Origin of the sequence: Nocardioides sp. URHA0032 (genome assembly GCF_000620645.1) — a bacterium.
GTDB lineage: Bacteria > Actinomycetota > Actinomycetes > Propionibacteriales > Nocardioidaceae > Nocardioides.
On sequence record NZ_JIAV01000019.1, the window covers coordinates 77,823 to 94,765 of the forward strand.

Sequence of the window (16,943 nt, forward strand, 5' to 3'; positions counted from 1 at the left end):
GAGAGCCAGTCCGGTCGCCGTCGGACGTGCGCGGGCGGTGACGGTCATGGCAGGAGGAGCACCTTGGTGGCGGTGCGCTGGTCCATGGCCTGGTAGCCCTCGGCGGCGCGGTCGAGCGGGAGGGTGAGGTCGAAGACCTTGCCCGGGTCGATGGCGCGGTCCCAGATGAGCTTGATGAGCTCGGGCAGGTACTGCCGGACCGGCGCGGGTCCGCCGTGGAGGTGGACGCCGGCCATGAACAGCTCGTCGCCGGGGATCGCGACGTCGTGGGAGACGCCGACGAACCCGACGTGCCCGCCGGGGCGGGTGGAGTGGATGGCCTGCATCATGGCTTCCTGGGTGCCGACGGCCTCGATGACCGAGTGTGCGCCGAGACCGTCGGTGAGCTCCTTGACCTTCGCGACGCCGTTCTCGCCGCGCTCCTCGACGATGTCGGTGGCGCCGAACTCCCTCGCCAGCGTCTGACGGTCGGCATGCCGGCTGAAGGCGATGATCCGCTCAGCGCCGAGCTGCTTGGCCGCCAGGATGCCGAGCAGGCCGACCGCGCCGTCACCCACGACGGCGACGGTCTTGCCGGGCCCGGCCTCGGCCGCGACGGCTGCGAACCAGCCCGTGCCGAGCACGTCGGACGCCGCCATGAGCGACGGGATCAGGTCGGGTTCGGGCATGCCCGGCGTCGCGACCAGGGTGCCGTCGGCGAGCGGGATCCGGGCCAGCTCGGACTGGGTGCCGATGGTGCCCATGAGCACGCGGTGCACGCAGTAGGCCTGGTAGCCGGCGCGGCAGATCTCGCAGGTGTTGTCGGAGGCCCAGAACGAGCCCACGACGAAGTCGCCGACCTCGATGGTGCGGACCTCGTCGCCGATCGCCTCGACCACGCCGACGTACTCGTGGCCCATCACCTGGTGCTCGACCGGTTCAGCGCCCCGATAGGGCCACAGGTCGCTGCCGCAGATGCAGGTGGCGCTCAGCCTGATGATCGCGTCGGTGGGCTCGATGATGACGGGGTCCTCGCGGTCCTCCACCCGCACGTCCCCGGGTGCGTGCATGACTGCCTGGCGCATGGCGTTGGTCTCCTCTTCTCGGTGCTGGTCCTACTGCTGGTTCGGCGGCCTCCGCCGCACCCCGACGAGTGAACACGCTCCTCCGCGCGTGTAGGAGTCACTGTCAAGGGGTGCATTGGCAGGGCACCCCTCGAGGCCGTGATCGCGGCGTCGAGCGGCCTAGGCTCGACGACGTGGACAACCGACAAGAGGTGCGCGAGTTCCTCACCACCCGGCGCGCGCGCATCACGCCGGACCAGGTCGGCCTCGCGACCACCGGCAGCCGCCGCGTGCCGGGCCTGCGGCGCAGCGAGGTCGCGACGCTGGCCGGCCTGAGCGTGGAGTACTACGCCCGGCTCGAGCGCGGGCAGATCGCCGGCGCCTCCGCAAGCGTCCTGGAGGCGCTGGCCCGCGCACTCCAGCTCGACGAGACCGAGCGCGCCCACCTCTACGACCTCGCCCGCGCCGCCGACGGGATCCCCACCAGTGGCCGACCGCGGCGTCGTACGCCGACCAAGGCCGCGTCGCGGCTCAGCCTGCAGTGGGCGCTGGAGGCCATCACCGACGGCGTCGCGTTCGTCCGGGACCCGCACCAGAGTCTGCTCGCGACCAACACCCTGGGCCGGGCGTTCTACTCGCCTGTCATCGGCGACGGTGGGAGGACACCGAACCTGGCCCGGTTCCAGTTCCTCGACCCCGCCTCGCGCGAGTTCTACCCCGACTGGGAGCTCTTCGCCGAGATGTGCGTCGGTATCATGCGCTCCGAGGCCGGCCGCGACCCACACGACCGGGGTCTGCAGGACCTCGTCGGCGAGCTCTCCACCCGCAGCGACACGTTCCGCCGCCTGTGGGCGGCACATGACGTCCGCACCCACGGCACCGGCACCAAACGATTCCAGCACCCCATCGTGGGCGAGCTCAGCCTCGCCTACGAGGAGCTCGCCATCACCGCCGAGCCCGGACTCGTCCTCCTCGTCTACACCGCCGAACCCGGATCACCCTCCGCCGAACGCCTCCGGCTGCTCGCCTCCTGGGCGGCATCGGAGCAGGCGTCCATCCCCAGCGACCACTCCTAGGGAGGAGTTCCACCACCACCATGAAGCTCACCCGCAGCTCCACCGACACCGCGACCGGTCCCGCCGACTGGTTCACCGGCGACGTCTACATCGACGGCATCCGCAACCCCGACGACCAGTCCGCGGTCGGCTGCGCCCACGTCCGCTTCACACCCGGCGCCCGCACCGCATGGCACCACCACCCCAAGGGACAGACCCTCTACGTCACCGACGGCATCGGGTACGTCGCTCGCCGCGGCAGCCAGCCACAGGAGATCCGCCCCGGCGACGTGGTCTACATCGAGCCCGGCGAGGAGCACTGGCACGGCGCCACCCCCGGCCGCTTCATGGCACACGTCGCCATCCAGGAAGCCGACGACCACGGCGACGTGGTGACCTGGCTCGAGCACGTCACCGAGGACGAGTACACCCAGCGCGATCAGCACTGATCGGGCTACCTGGACGTCATGCTGACGGGCGCTGGCTCTTGACGATCTGGCTGAGAGCGTACGGCTGGCGGCGGAGTGTTCCACCCGTGCGAAGGGCCCTCACCGTCAGCGTGTGAGTGCCCTTCCGCCTGTGTGGCAGCAGGAGCTCGCCGGTGTTCGCTCACGACGTCGAACGTCGCTCCTCCCCAGCCTCACAAGGCGAATGGCGGCGCAGGTGCCGCCCGTTGCTCATGGCGGTCCGGTGCCAGGTCACCGCGATCCGTGCCCGCCGGTGGTCGAGCGGTGCTCCAGGGCGGTGACGAGGCGCGCGGCGACGTGGGCCGCTTGACGCAGGTCGTCCTCGGACCAGTCGGAGAGGAACTCCTCGTAGACGGCTCGCGCGGTCTGCTTCGTCCGTCGGTGGCGGGCTGCCCCAGCACGAGTGGCCTTGACCAGGACGGCGCGGCCGTCGAGCGGGTCGGTGGCTCTCGCGACCAGGCCCATCGACTCGAGCCGGCGCACCTGGGTCGTCATGGTCGACCGGTCGACCTCCTGCCAGTCGGCGAGCGCGGAGAGGCGCACCGGTCCGGTGTCGGTGATGCGGCCCAGGAGCCACGCGTCCGTGGCCGACAGGGCGGGCTCGGCGTCCGCCAGCATGGCCCGTCGGACATCGCTTCGCGTGAACCAGCGCACCACCATCGGCACGGCCCGCTCCATGACGGCCGCCGCGGCGACCACCGCCTCTGCTCGGCTCTCATCACTCATGTAGTGAGACTAGCCCAACCATTTTGGTTTGATGAGTCCAACTGTTATCGTTGAAACATCAACCGCTAGTGCAGAAGGAGTCCCGATGACGACAGGCACCGTCGCCCCGACCGAGTTCGCGGCCGAGACCGCCATCGACATCGGGACCCTCGTCAGCGACGTCGCTGAAGACGACGTGGTCGACATCTGGGGTCATGGCTCGTTCCCGGCCAGCGACCCGCCGGCCAACTGGTGACCGGCGCAACACCGCGCCGGGCTCGCAGTCGAAGACGAACACGAAGAGGAAGACGAAGGAGGACAAGATGAGCAGCAGTTCCGTCAAGCACCGTGGCTCCATCGGGCCGGTGGCCCGCGAGGGCATCCCCAGCGAGGTCGACGTGGTGATCGTCGGCTCCGGCGGGGCCGGCCTCATCGCCGCGCTGACCGCCGCGAAGGAGGGCGCCCAGGTCGTGGTCGTGGAGTCCCGTGAGGTCGTCGGCGGCGCCACCGGCATCTCCGCCGGTGCGGCTTGGATCCCCAACCACGGCTTCTCCACCGAGGCGCTGAACGTGGACGACGACCTGGACCAGGCCCGCCGCTACATCTACGGACAGGGCCGCGGAGAGGTCCTCGACCACGCGCTGGTCGAGCAGTTCCTGCAAACCGGACCCGAGGTCGCCCGCTACATCGAGGAGCACACCGCCTTCGGATGGATCCCGACCATCTGGCCGGACTACCGCTCCGACATCGACGGCGCTTCCGTGGGGCGCGCGCTGTTCCCCGGCCCGTACTCACCCGCCGGCTTGGGCGAGGCCGCGAAGTACGTGCGACCGGCTCTGACGACGGGCATGGCCAAGAACCCGCTGCCGTTCTGGCTGCTCGCCGGCATCGGCGTCAAGGACGCGTGGCTCGCGGGTCCGGCACTCGTGGGGGCCCTGCTCGAGGCCGGGCTCCGCAACGGGGTCGACGTGCGCGTGGAGGCACCGGCGGTCCGGCTGGTCACCGACGAGGCAGGGGTGCACGGTGTCGCCGTCCGCGCCGAGGGCGTCGAGCACGAGGTCCGGGCCCGCCGGGGCGTCGTGCTGGCCAGCGGTGGTTTCGAGAGCTCGGACGAGAAGTCCACCACCTACCTGGACGCACCGTTCGGTGTGCAGGTCTCCCCGAAGGGCCACGACGGCATCGCGGTCCAGCTCGCGCAGGAGATCGGTGCCGACCTGACCGGCATGGAGGACGCCTGGTGGATGCCCGGCGTGCAGCTGCCTGGCGAGGAGCTGGAGGGACAGCCGCTCAGCCGCGTGTTCCTGGGCGAGCGGGCGCTGCCGCACAGCATCATGGTCAACGCCGACGGCGAGCGATTCGCCAACGAGGCGCTCGCCTACGACCAGTTCGGCCGGATCATGCGCCAGGTCGACCCGCGGACAGGGTCGATGCCGAACGCGACGGCCTGGCTGGTCTTCGACCACACCTACTGGACGAAGTTCGGCATCTTCGGAGTCACTCCCGGCGGCGAGGTCCCGGACTACCTGCACCGGGCCAACACTCTCGCGGAGCTCGCGAGCCAGATCGGCGTCGACCCTGATGGCCTGCAGCGCACTGTCGAACGGTTCAACCCCGACGCCCGGCGCGGCCGGGACTTGCAGTTCGGTCGCGGCGAGACCCTCTTCGACCGGTACTTCGGCGACTTCCACCCCCGGCTGGGCAAGTACTCGCCCGACGCGATGTTCCCCGCCGCGACCGCGAAGGTCCGCGGGCTGGTGGCCGCGGCGATCGGGCCGCTGGTGAGCAGGCTCGCCGGCCGGGTCGCGAAGGCCGACGACCCCGAGCGGGTCCGCTCGTTGGTGGTCGGGCCGCTGGCGAAGATCATCCGGCCGGTGTTGAAGAGCCCGCGGTCGAGCGTGCTCGGTCCGGTCGAGACCGCTCCGTTCTACGCGCTCGAGGTCGAGGCCAGCGCGCTGGGCACCGTCGGAGGTCCGCGCACCGACGCCCTGGGCAGGGCGCTGGACACCGACGGCAAACCGATTCCCGGCCTGTACGCCGCTGGCAACGCCGGCGGCGCACCGACCAAGGGGTTCTACGGAGGCGCTGGCGGAACCATCGCCCTCGGCCTGGTCTTCGGCCACCTCGCCGGGCGTGAGGCCGCCAACCACACCGGCTCTGACACCGGCCTTGACGCCGCGCGCGAGGCTGTTCCTGAAGTCGCCAACGACGCGGCGCGCGCACCGGTCGACGCCTGAACCACCCGGCGTTGCCCTCGACAGCCGCGACTCGCACAGCGGCCGAGGGCAACGCCGGCACCGACCGTGCCCGCACCCTGAACCCCACCTCCCGGCACCCCAGGTGCCCCGAGGCCTCCCTACCCACTGGCAGAACGGAGGAGGACTCACCATGTCCGACAACGGCTACATGATCTGGTTCATAGCGACCGCGGCGATGATCATCGCCGTCCTCACCATCGGCACACTCGCCGCAGCCGGCCTCATCGGCGACGACAACAGCCCGACCCGGCCAGCGCCCGATGCCCGCGCCAGCGGTGACCGCGCTAACGGGAGGACTCCGGCCGACGACGACGCCGCAGCGGCGGCCGCCGCCGACGAGCGACGGCTCGAGACTGAACCAACTGATGGGGACCCCGACGGCCACGGCGCCCGCGCGTACGCGAACGCTGGCAGGCAGCGATGAAGACCTACCGGCTCATCTGGACCGCCGCCGTCTCCATCCTGGTGGCCCGCGGCCTGGTCCTCGGCATCGCGCACACCCCGGCCCTGACCACCGTGATGTTCCTGCTCGGCGCCGTCGCCGGTGTCGTCTGGACGCTGCGCCGGCGCGGCCGCCGCGCCGGTCCGACCGCGGTCGCCGCAGGTGCCGTCTCGGCGGCGGTGGTCGGGCACGCCGAGGCCCTGGGCGCGGGCCTCCTGCTGATCGTGATCATGGCGGTCGGGAGCGCACCCGGCGTTCTGACAGCACGCGACCGCATGGCCGCCGTGCCGTCGCGTACGGCGCGGACGTTGGACGCTCTGACGCGTGGGCTCGCCCCCATGGCTCCGGGATACGTGCCGGCATCACCGTTGAGCCAGCTCACCGACGAGCAGCTGTGGGACGCGTGGCGCGAGACCGAGGCCGCGCTCCACGCGCTCCACGCGCGCCGCGCGCTCCCCGGATCGGTCCCGACGGCCGACGTCCTCGAGCTCGTCGACCGGCGCCAGGCCTACCTCGAGGAGCTCGAGCAGCGGGACCCGGCACACGTCACCGGCCTGCTCGCCCCCGGGGAGCCGGTCGACTGGGACGACGCCGTACGGCGGCTCGCCTCATGACCGTCCAGAGCGCCGGGTACCGCTGCGGCGAGCTGAGGATCGGAGTGCCATGAGCGTGCCGGCCTGGGTGTGGGGCCTGACCGTTGCAGCGATCGTCGCGCTCCTCGCCTTCGACTATGTCTTCCACGTGCGCAAGGCTCACGTGCCCTCGCTGCGCGAGGCTGCGACCTGGTCGGCGCTCTACGTGGGGATCGCGCTGGTCTTCGGGCTCGGAGTACTCGTGTTCGGCGGAGGCACGGCCGGGTCGGAGTACTTCGCCGGCTACGTCACCGAGAAGGCCCTGTCGGTCGACAATTTGTTCGTGTTCCTGATCATCATGGCCAGCTTCCGGGTGCCTCGCGAGGATCAGCAGAAGGCGCTGCTGTTCGGCATCACCTTCGCGCTCATCGCCCGCACCGGCTTCATCTTCCTCGGCGCGGCGCTGATCAACTCCTTCGCCTGGGTCTTCTACCTCTTCGGCCTCATCCTGATCCTCACGGCGGGCAACATGGTCAAGCCCGACGGGGAGGAGTCGCACGCCGGTGACAACATCGTCGTGCGGCTGGCGCGCAGGTTCATCCACACCACGGACCACTACGACGGCGACCGACTTGTCACCGTTCACCAGGGCAGGCGTGCGATGACCCCGATGCTGCTCGTCATGGTGGCCATCGGCGGCACCGACATCCTCTTCGCGCTGGACTCCATCCCGGCGATCTTCGGACTCACCCAGAGCACCTACCTGGTGTTCACCGCCACCGCCTTCTCGCTGCTCGGTCTGCGCCAGCTGTTCTTCCTCATCGAGGGCCTGCTGGATCGGTTGATCTACCTCTCCTACGGCCTGGCCGCCATCCTGGGGTTCATCGGCATCAAGCTGATCCTCCATGCGCTACACGAGAACGACCTGGCGCTCATCAACGACGGCCGCCCGGTGCCCGTCGTGGAGATCACCACCGCGGTGTCGCTGAGCGTGATCATCGGCGTGCTGGCCGTGACCGTCGCCGCGTCCCTGCTCAGTCCGGCCGGCCGTGCGCAGACCGCCATCGGCAACGCCCGCCGGCACGCGACGGCGTACCTGGACTCCGAATACACCACCGACCCCGCCGAGCGAGAGCGGATCTTTCGACTCCTCCTCGCCGAGCGCGACCAGCTCCTCGCCCTCGGACCCGAGTACCGGGACACGGTCCGCCAGGAACCAGAGCTCATGGCGCTCCTCGAGCGCGCCCGCGACAGCCACGACGAGGCGGTCGAGCGCGGCGAGGCATCACCCGTCGGGCCGACCAGGATCATCGGCTCGGCGACATGACCGACCACCGCCCGAAGCCCGCCATGGCCAGGGCGAACGTCGACAACACGGAACGGAGGACCCACCGTGCACGGATTCCTTGAAATGATGGCGCTAGTGGTGTTCGTGGTGACCGTGACCGGTCTGCTGCTCACCGGGGTCGTCTCCACCGCCCTCGCCGCAGACCGCCGTGCTGCAGACCGCCGTGCCGCAGACGGCGGTGCCGCTGACCGCCGCGGCGCGGACAGCGGGACGACTTCGGGGAACGCACGTGTGGGCGGACCCGCCGGCGCACGCGCGGCCGGACTCAGCGCTGAGGGGCGGCCCGAGCGCCGGCCGGAGCAGGCGGCCCGCACATGACCCGGGGCGGAACCGGCCAGCACGAGACGCCGGCCGTCCGGCGCTCCCTGTTGGTCCAGCTCGCGGCACCCGTGCGGCAGTTCCTGAGCACGGAGGCCGGCAGCGCGGGACTGCTGCTCGCCGCGACCGCGCTTGCGCTGGTCTGGGCGAACTCGCCGTGGTCGGAGTCGTACGTCTCGCTGTGGTCGGCCACTGCCTCGATCTCGGTGGCGGACTGGAACCTGTCGATGGACCTGGCGCACTGGGTGAACGACGGCCTGATGGCGGTCTTCTTCTTCGTGGTCGGCCTGGAGGTGCGCCGCGAGTTCTCCGTCGGCGCGCTGACCGACCCTCGGCGGGCCGCGATCCCGGTGATCGCCGCGATCGGCGGCCTGGCCATCCCGGCTCTGGGATACCTTCTGCTCGCGCCGAGCGACGCGAACGGCGCGTGGGGCGTGGTCATCGGGACCGACACCGCGTTCATGCTGGGCGCTCTCGCCGTAGTCGGGCCACGCCTGGCCACGCAGCTACGGGTCTTCCTCCTGACCCTCACGGTCATCGACGACATCGTGGCGGTCAGCGTGATCGGTGTGTTCTACAGCGACTCCCTGCGCCTCTCGGGGCTGGTGCTCATGGCGGTGTTCGCGGCGGTGATGGCGTTGATGAGCCGCTACGGGGTCTGGCCCGCGATGCCCTACCTGCTGGCCGGCCTCGGGCTGTGGCTGGCGACGCTGCACGCGGGCCTGCATGCCTCCATCGCGGGCATGCTCGGCGGCCTGCTGATCGCTGCCCACCTCCCGCGCCGCGATGCCGTCGAACGCGCGGTCAGGCGCTTCCGCGCGTTTCGCCAGTCGCCGGGCGTCGAGGCCGGCAGAACCGCTCACCGTGAGCTGGTGCGTGCGGTGTCGGTCAACGAACGCCTGCAGATCCGGCTGCATCCGTGGGCCAGCTTCGTCGTCGTCCCCCTCTTCGCCCTGGCGAACGCCGGGGTCGACCTGCGCGACGGCGTCCTGACCGACGCGCTGGCCTCACGCCTGACCTGGGCCGTGGCGATTGCTCTGGTCGTCGGCAAGCTCGTCGGCATCACGCTGGCGTCCTGGGCCGGGGTGCGCGCTGGGCTCGGCAAGCTGCCGCAGGGCGTCGGGTTCGGTCACGTGACGGGAGGCGCCGCGCTGTCGGGGATCGGGTTCACGGTGTCCCTGCTGATCGCCGGCCTCGCGTTCCCCGATCCCATGAACCACGGCCGGGCCGTGGTCGGCATCCTGGTCGCGGCGGTGCTCGCGACCGTCGCCGGCTGGGTCGCCTTCCGCGCCGCGGCGGTCCTGCGCGGCCAGACCGACGCCGACCTACCCCGGCGCCTGGTCCCGTCGGTGGACCCCGACCGCGACCCGATCCGCGGCTCGGCCGAGGCCCCCATCACCCTCGTCGAGTACGGCGACTACGAGTGCCCCTTCTGCGCGGCCGTCACCGGCGTGGCCGACGAGCTGCGCGCCCGGTTCGGCGACGGCATCCGCTACGTGTTCCGGCATCTCCCATTGGCCGACGTGCACCCGCACGCCGAGCTCGCCGCCCGAGCCGCCGTCGCAGCCCAGGCCCAAGGACGCTTCTGGGACATGCACGAGACACTGTTCGCCCACGCGGCCGACCTGGACTACGAGGACCTGGCTGGCTACGCCGGGGAGCTCGGACTCGACGTCGAACGGTTCCTCCGCGATCTCGAGGCCGACCACACCGCCTCCCGGGTGCGCGAGGACATCGCAAGCGCCGAGGCCAGCGGGGCCCGAGGAACCCCGACGTTCTTCATCAACGGCGTGCGGCACACCGGCCCACACGACGCCGAAACGATCACGCGCGCAGTCTGGGCGACCCGGGACTCCGCCGGTGCTGGAACGGGGCCCGTCGAGAGCCGGTGAACCGGTAGCCCGGCGCCCCACACCGGGCGGTGCCGAGCCTCGTCGGCGTACACATGGCATTCCCAGACCTGTCCGGTGCGCGGCAGACTGGCACGGGTAACCACCGTGGGAGGCCCCGCGACAACGCGCACGGGCCGGGGTTCTGGAGGACGCGTGATGGCATCGAGAGGCGGGATCCGAGCGTGAGCGACCAGAGCACGAACGTCCAGGCAGCCGGGGGGCCGTCGATCATGCCGGCGGCGTTCTTCGGACACGGCAACCCGATGAACGCCCTGTCGGACAACCGCTACACCGCCGCGTGGAGGGCGTTCGGCCAGTCCGTCCCGCGGCCCCGCGCGATCCTGGTGGTCAGTGCGCACTGGTACATCAACGCGACCGCGGTGACCGCGATGCCGCGGCCCCGCACGATCCACGACTTCTACGGGTTCCCGCAGGAGCTGTTCGACGTCGACTACCCCGCCCCGGGGATGCCCGAGCTCGCCGCCGAGATCAGCGACGTCGTGCACCCCACCTGGGTCGGGGCTGACGTCGACAGCTGGGGCATCGACCACGGCACCTGGTCGGTGCTCGTGCACGCGTTCCCCGACGCCTCCATCCCCGTGGTGCAGCTGAGCATCAACGCGGACAAGCCCCTGGACTACCACCTCGACCTGGGTGCGAAGCTCCATACCCTGCGGTCACGCGGGGTCCTGGTCGTGACGAGCGGCAACGTGGTCCACAACCTGCGCGGCATGGACTGGAACCTCGCCGACGACGGCTACGACTGGGCGCAGCGCTTCGACGAGGCCGCCAAGGAGCAGATGCTCAACGACCCCACGGGGTTCGCGGCGCTCGACGCGCACCGCGACTACGCCCACGCCGTCCCCACCCCGGACCACTTCATCCCCGCGCTCTACCTCGCCGGGCTCGCCGACGCCGCCGGCCAGTCCAGCGACACCCGGGTGCTCGTCGACGGATACGCCTACGGGTCCCTGTCGATGACCGCCTACACGATCGGAATGTCCTCCCCGGCGACCTCGCCGGCCGGTGGATCCCCACAGCCGCCTCTTGACGTACCGCCCGACGGGTCGAACATCTAGGCGAGCCCCTCTGCTTGGTTTCCTGAGCGCCGGGTAGGGGGACGAGGTGGACACGTCGTCGCCGCTGTTCTTGGTGCTGGACCTGACCGGCGTGTTCGCGTTCGCGCTGAACGGCGCGCTGACCGCCATCCGGGTCGCCCGGTTGGACATCGTCGGCGTGCTGACCCTGGGCATGTTCACGGCGCTGGGTGGGGGCATGGTCCGCGACATCCTGCTCGGCGCCCTGCCCCCGGCGACCTTCCGCGACTGGCGCTACCTCGCGGTCGCCGCGACCGGCAGCCTGGTCGCGTTCGCCTTCGGCCGCGGCCTCGACCGCATCTCCAACGCGATCGTGATCCTGGACGCGGCCGGTCTGAGCCTGTTCGCGGTCAGCGGCGCACTCAAGGGGATGGACTTCGACGTAGGTGTCGCCCAGGCCACCATCCTCGGGGCGATCACTGCGGTGGGCGGCGGCACGATGCGTGACGTCCTCATCCGGGAGGTCCCGGCCGTCCTCACCAGCGGTCTCTACGCGATCCCGGCCCTGGTCGGCGCGTTCATCGCCGCCGGAGGTGCACAGCTGGGAACCCCAGCGCTCCCGACCGCGCTCGTCGCAGCCGGGACCTGCTTCGCCATCCGCATGCTCGGCGTCGTCCTGGGCCTCGACGCCCCCGGACCCCCGAGGACCAGGCGCGGCGCATGATGGACTCATGACCGACGCCCCAGTGACCGCCGTCCTGGACGGTCTCGCGACCGTGCGCGGCTGGCAGGAGGACTTCTACCGCGACCTGCATGCACATCCCGAGCTGCCGCACGCGGAGCGTCGGACCGCCGGTCAGGTCGCCGGGCGGATGCGAGACGCCGGGTACGAGGTGCACGAGCAGGTCGGAGGCACCGGCGTGGTCGGCATCCTCCGCAACGGCGAAGGTCCGGTCGTGCTGCTGCGCGCCGACATGGACGCACTCCCCGTGCGCGAGGACACGGGCCTCCCCTATGCGAGCACCCAGGTCACCGACGACGGGACGCCGACGATGCACGCGTGCGGTCACGACGTACACGTCACCTGCCTCCTCGGTGCCGCCACGCTGCTCAGCGACGCCCCCGAGCAGTGGTCCGGCACGGTCGTCGCGCTCTTCCAGCCCGCCGAGGAGGCCGCCGACGGCGCCCGTGGCATGGTCGCCGACGGCCTCGTCGAGCTCGTCGGCAGTGTCGACGTTGCGATGGCCCAGCACGTGCTCCCGTTCCCCGCCGGGACCCTCGGCACCCGGCCCGGGCCCGCGCTCTCCGCGGCGGACAGCATGCGGGTCACGGTCCACGGTCGTGGCGCGCACGGGTCCACGCCCCAAGCGGCCGTCGACCCCGTCGTGCTCGCCGCGATGATCGTCGTCCGGCTCCAAAGCATCGTCGCCCGCGAAGTAGCCCCCACCGACACCGCAGTGCTCACCGTCGGCAGCATCCAAGCCGGAACCAAGAGCAACGTCATCCCGGACCGCGCCGTGCTGCAGCTCAACGTCCGCACCTACGACGAGCAGACGCGCACCAAGGTGCTCGAAGCCATCGAGCGGATCGTGCGCGCGGAGTGCACGGCGTCCGGCTCGCCGGCGGACCCCGAGTTCGAGCTGTTCGACCGCTACCCGCTGACCCGCAACGATCCCGAGGTGACCGGCCGGGTCGCCGCCGCCTTCGCGGACTTCTTCGGCCACCGCGCCCGCGAGCTGCCTGCACAGAGCGCCAGCGAAGACTTCAGCGACATCCCGGCCGCCCTCGGCGCGCCGTACACCTACTGGTTCTTCGGCGGCACCGACCCCGATGCCTACCGTGCCGCGGAGGAGGCCGGCCGCATCACCGACGACATCCCCGTCAACCACTCCGCCACCTTCGCTCCGGTCCTCCAGCCGACCCTGGACACCGGGACGCAAGCGCTTGTCGTCGCCGCCATGGCCTGGCTGCAGCACAGTCCGTCGGCAGACTGACCCAGGAAGTGGTTCGCTGGATGGGCCCTGTCGAGGCGCACCCTCGCCGGAACAGGTCGTCTCGGGGTCGTAGGTAGCCCCAGCACCTGGGCAGCGGCGGGCGGACCGCCCAGGTACGGCGGCCCGGGATGCACCACCACATCAGGCCTGGTCCACCTCCGCCACTGCAAGGAGCGAACCCTGCTTCTCGGATGTGACTGGTCGGGCGCGAAACCGTGTCGATGGTCGCACAAACAGAAGTGGCCCTCACCATCAATGGTGAGGGCCACTCCATCGCGTAGCGGGGGCAGGATTTGAACCTGCGACCTCTGGATAAGGTCGACCACTTGCCCGCTGGTACTCGTCAGTGCCCGTTACAGCGCATCTCTGCTGGTGACGGCCGTGGAACGGCACTTTGACGCTGCTCACGATAGCCCACCACTGCTCGCCGTTGCGCGCTAGTCACTGGCCCATAGATGTCCCACGATCGAAACCCACGCGCCGCGGGGCGGCGAGAACGTGAGCCTGTCAGCCCCGTTCGGCAAGAGCGGCGAGTCGCTCCAGCGACGCCTCGAGCTTGTCGGCCGTCGTCGCTCGGGCGCGAGGCAAGCGCTTCTCGTCAGTCAGTTCGGTCCAGTCGTAGGTGTGTGACCCGCGTCTGCGACGAGTCGATCGGATCGAACTCCCAACGCCACAAATGCCCGGGCGGCTCGGGTGGTCTAGAAAGGTCGCGCGGCCGGCGGCTCATCCCTCGGCGGCGATCATGCCGCCCCGTCGGTTGGTACCCAGTCGAAGCCTTGCAGGGCGTCGCGCAGCTGCTGCCGAGACGTGATCGATAGTTTGGCGAAGACCTTACGGAGATGCCACTCGACCGTGCGCGGGCTGAGGAAGAGACGAGCACCGACCTCGGGGTTCGACAACCCGGCTCGCACCATCACTGCGATCTGACGCTCCTGAGGCGTCAATTCGTCGTTAGCGGTGGAGCGGCTTGCTCGCCGCCCGACCTTTTCTCCGGCTGCCAGAAGCTCTCGACGCGCCCGTTCTGCGAAAGCCTCCATACCGATCGCGTCGAACATGTCGTACGCCTTCCGCAGAGACTCGCGGGCATCCTCGCGCCGTCCGTTCCCTCGCAGCCACTCACCGTGCAGGAGGTGCGCCCTGGCCAGCTCGGGGCGCAACCGGGTGCGGCTCAGGCAATTCACGGCTTCAGCGAACAGCTCCGTCGAACGGTCCTCGTCTGCCAGCAGCGCCCGCGAGCGAGCCAGGACTCCTAGTGCCCAATCGGTGCCGCAAGGTTCTATCGCGTCCTCGAGTCGGGTGAGCGCCGCCCGCGCGGTCTCCTCGTCTCCCGCACGCGTCGCCGCTTCCACCATCTCCGGGAGCGCCCAGACCGAGATCCAGAGGTCCCCAATGTCCGCACAAACGCGAGCCGCGCGTACGGCGTCGTCGTACTTGGCGAGCCCGTTGTACAGGATGGCAGCGGCCCAGTTGGCATACGTGACTCCCATGAGTTGATGCGCCGCGCCCGCTTGCTCGGTGATCGCCTGGATGAGCGGCGCAGCCTCCGTCTCTCGGCCACGAAGCGCGGCCAAGATGAGGCCCGCGCTTGGCGCCAGCTGAGTGCCGATCGCAGAAGCTGCCAGATCCCCTTCGGCGACGATGACTTCAGCGGCGGCGAAATCGCCGGTCCAGATCACAGTCACTGCTTTGGAGACGAGGTGGATCGGAAGCTCGGTCAACGCACCCGCCGCTCGGACCACATCGACCTCGCGGCTGTGCACGGCGCGCTGGAGTGCGTCGTCCCAGATGGCGGCAAAGACACCGCTTGCCTGCCAACCCCAGGTGAGCACATCGCGGGCCGGTAGCTCGGCGATGGCTCCCGCAGCCTCCTTCAGCAGGGGGATAGCTGCCGCCCGACCGTCGGTGACCAAGCGGGCGCAACCATCCAGCACGAGGTCGAGCGGCCGGGGGTCAGCGGTCAAGGGCGGCAGTGCCACGACTGCACGGGAGATCTTCTCGACATTCTCTTGGTCGGCGGCGAGCACGGCCGCCGACCCCCAGGCGACGAGGTAGGTCTCCCTCGCGAGGGCCATGTCCAGCGGCTCCAGGCGCCGGGCTGCTTCGAACAGCAGCGGGATGGCTTTGTCGCTGAGCCCTGAAGCGAAGGCGATGTGACCCTGGATCAGTAGCGCCCTCGCCTCCTGCGACTCGTCCTGCGCCTCCCGGCTCGCTATCTCGGCGAACCGGCCGGCGGTCTCGAGGTCGGCCGCGTGAAGGCTCGCGCGCGCCGCGGCCACGGCTCGGTCGGCACGTCGGGCCGCGTCGGTGGTGAGGGTCACGGCTCGCTGCAGGAACGCGGCTGCTGCTGGCAGTCCGCCTCTGGCTTGAGCCCTCTCGGCAGAGCGCTCCAGTTCGGCGGCTACAGACTCGTCGGGACCGGCTGCCGCGGAAGCGAGGTGCCACGCTCGACGGTCGGGATCGAGGTCCTTGTCGGTGACCGCAGCCAGGGCACGGTGGACCGTACGGCGATCCGACGAGTTGGCCGCGCCGTACACCGCTGAGCGCACCAGCGGGTGCCTGAAGGTGACGCGTTCGTGAATCGCCAGGAGATCTTCGGTGTCGTTGTCGAGGGCGGTGCTGAGCTGGATGCCGAGGCGCTCCGCGGCTCGCCACATAATGGCCGGGTCACCGACGGGCTCAGCCGCGGCGATGAGGAGGAGCGTCCTGGTGCCCTCAGACAAACCGTCGATGCGACGCTTGAAACTCTCTTCGATCCGATCCGGCAGCGCGCCAGCCTGCAACAGACCGAATCCGCCGGCCAACTCGGTGGTGGTGAGGCCGCGAGGAAGCTCCAGCAGGGCCAGCGGGTTGCCCCTGGTCTCCGCGACGATCTGATCGCGGATGTCCGCATCGAGCCGCGTGCGGGTGACCCAGTTCAGGAGGACGCGGGCGTCATCGTCACGGAGACCGGCGAGTTCGAGCTCCGGCAGCCCGAGGAGCCCCACCGGCGGTTGCCGCGCAGCGAACGTGATTGCGATCGGTTCAGCAAGGAGTCGGCGAGCGACGAACCCGAGAACCTGGGCCGAGGAGATATCCAGCCACTGTGCGTCGTCCACGACACAGAACAGCGGCTGGTCGTCGGCAGCCTGGGACAGGAGGCTGAGCGCCGAGAGACCGACAAGAAAGCGGTCAGGGGGTGGACCGGTCTGGATGCCGAACACGGTTGCCAGAGCTTCGCTTTGCGGTGCCGGAAGCTTGGGCAGAAAAGGCAGGAGTGGCGCGCAGAGCTGGTGCAAGGCGGCATAGGCGAGCTCCATCTCGGATTCGACCCCGAGTGCACGGAGGATCCGCATGTCCTTCGCTCTGCCGACGGCATGCTCCAGCACCATCGACTTCCCGAGCCCGGGGCCTCCACGGATCATGATGACCCCGCTCGTCCCGGACCGAGCCGATGCCAGCAACTCGTCGAACCGGTCGGACTCGGCGTCGCGTCCGAACAGGCGGCCGTCCTTTCCGCCGGGAAACAGGCGTTCGTTGACCTCCAACTTTGGTCGCCTTCCCTGTTCAAGACCACGTCGACAACGCGAGGGCAAGAACCACCAGGATCACAAACAGGCGACCGCCGCAGGATGCCGGCCGGTCCAGCGCGATCGGTGGTCGATCATGGAACTTGGATGTGGCGGCCGACGATGTGGATCACGAAAGCCAGTCTGTCGGCCACTCTACGAGTTCGCCCGCGTGGTTGCTACTTATCTGCGCGCCCGCGAGCGTTGTCAGATTGGTCAGTCCGCCGCGGGCGAGCGCTCGATCGTGACGAGCTTGGCGTCAGCGGTTCA

The 16,943-nt window shown here is 70.2% G+C and carries 14 protein-coding genes; 11 read left to right on the forward strand and 3 right to left on the reverse strand.

Annotated features, from left to right (window positions below):
• Positions 1 to 44: 44 nt before the first annotated feature.
• On the reverse strand, positions 45 to 1,064 hold the full coding sequence (locus N538_RS0109115; protein ID WP_028637052.1) for a zinc-dependent alcohol dehydrogenase family protein: 1,020 nt from the start codon (positions 1,062 to 1,064) through the stop codon (positions 45 to 47).
• Positions 1,065 to 1,237: 173 nt separating this feature from the next.
• Here N538_RS0109115 and N538_RS0109120 point away from each other — a divergent pair, with 173 nt between their 5' ends.
• Both N538_RS0109120 and N538_RS0109125 read left to right on the forward strand, forming a co-directional pair.
• Complete coding sequence (locus N538_RS0109120; protein WP_028637053.1) at positions 1,238 to 2,119, forward strand: helix-turn-helix transcriptional regulator; 882 nt, start codon at positions 1,238 to 1,240, stop codon at positions 2,117 to 2,119.
• Between the two features lie 20 nt (positions 2,120 to 2,139).
• Positions 2,140 to 2,547: a (R)-mandelonitrile lyase gene (locus N538_RS0109125; protein ID WP_028637054.1), complete on the forward strand. Its 408-nt coding sequence runs from the start codon at positions 2,140 to 2,142 to the stop codon at positions 2,545 to 2,547.
• Positions 2,548 to 2,796: 249 nt separating this feature from the next.
• Here the strand turns inward: N538_RS0109125 and N538_RS0109130 are convergent, their stop codons facing one another.
• Positions 2,797 to 3,291: a MarR family winged helix-turn-helix transcriptional regulator gene (locus tag N538_RS0109130; protein WP_028637055.1), complete on the reverse strand. Its 495-nt coding sequence runs from the start codon at positions 3,289 to 3,291 to the stop codon at positions 2,797 to 2,799.
• Between the two features lie 85 nt (positions 3,292 to 3,376).
• Between N538_RS0109130 and N538_RS28365 the strand changes: the two genes are divergently transcribed.
• From N538_RS28365 to N538_RS0109175, 9 genes are all read left to right on the forward strand, one after another.
• A complete protein-coding gene (locus N538_RS28365; RefSeq protein ID WP_155992023.1) occupies positions 3,377 to 3,526 on the forward strand; it encodes a hypothetical protein in 150 nt (49 codons plus the stop codon).
• 67 nt (positions 3,527 to 3,593) lie between these two features.
• Positions 3,594 to 5,504 (forward strand): FAD-dependent oxidoreductase, encoded by a 1,911-nt coding sequence (locus N538_RS24580; protein WP_081790381.1) that lies wholly within the window; start codon positions 3,594 to 3,596, stop codon positions 5,502 to 5,504.
• A 151-nt stretch (positions 5,505 to 5,655) separates the two neighbouring features.
• Positions 5,656 to 5,949, forward strand: coding sequence for a hypothetical protein (locus N538_RS0109145; RefSeq protein ID WP_028637056.1), 294 nt, complete (start codon positions 5,656 to 5,658; stop codon positions 5,947 to 5,949).
• The gene (locus N538_RS0109150; protein WP_028637057.1) at positions 5,946 to 6,581 is read left to right on the forward strand and encodes a hypothetical protein; all 636 of its coding nucleotides are present in this window, start codon (positions 5,946 to 5,948) and stop codon (positions 6,579 to 6,581) included. The genes N538_RS0109145 and N538_RS0109150 overlap by 4 nt, the downstream gene beginning before the upstream one ends.
• A 49-nt stretch (positions 6,582 to 6,630) precedes the next feature.
• Complete coding sequence (locus tag N538_RS0109155) at positions 6,631 to 7,866, forward strand: TerC family protein (protein ID WP_028637058.1); 1,236 nt, start codon at positions 6,631 to 6,633, stop codon at positions 7,864 to 7,866.
• A gap of 335 nt (positions 7,867 to 8,201) precedes the next feature.
• Complete coding sequence (nhaA, locus tag N538_RS0109160; protein WP_028637059.1) at positions 8,202 to 10,097, forward strand: Na+/H+ antiporter NhaA; 1,896 nt, start codon at positions 8,202 to 8,204, stop codon at positions 10,095 to 10,097.
• A 182-nt stretch (positions 10,098 to 10,279) separates the two neighbouring features.
• Positions 10,280 to 11,176 carry a 4,5-DOPA dioxygenase extradiol gene (ygiD, locus tag N538_RS0109165; protein ID WP_231496181.1) on the forward strand — a complete coding sequence of 299 codons (897 nt, stop codon included), beginning with the start codon at positions 10,280 to 10,282 and terminating at the stop codon, positions 11,174 to 11,176.
• Positions 11,177 to 11,222: 46 nt separating this feature from the next.
• Entirely contained in the window at positions 11,223 to 11,858 is a 636-nt protein-coding gene (locus N538_RS0109170) for a trimeric intracellular cation channel family protein (RefSeq protein ID WP_028637061.1), read from the forward strand.
• Positions 11,859 to 11,865: 7 nt separating this feature from the next.
• Positions 11,866 to 13,128, forward strand: a complete 1,263-nt coding sequence (locus tag N538_RS0109175) for an amidohydrolase (RefSeq protein ID WP_028637062.1) — start codon at positions 11,866 to 11,868, stop codon at positions 13,126 to 13,128.
• A 740-nt stretch (positions 13,129 to 13,868) separates the two neighbouring features.
• On the opposite strand, the gene N538_RS24585 is transcribed toward N538_RS0109175, so the two are convergent.
• Positions 13,869 to 16,652 carry an ATP-binding protein gene (locus N538_RS24585; protein ID WP_051549073.1) on the reverse strand — a complete coding sequence of 928 codons (2,784 nt, stop codon included), beginning with the start codon at positions 16,650 to 16,652 and terminating at the stop codon, positions 13,869 to 13,871.
• Between the last annotated feature and the right edge of the window lie 291 nt (positions 16,653 to 16,943).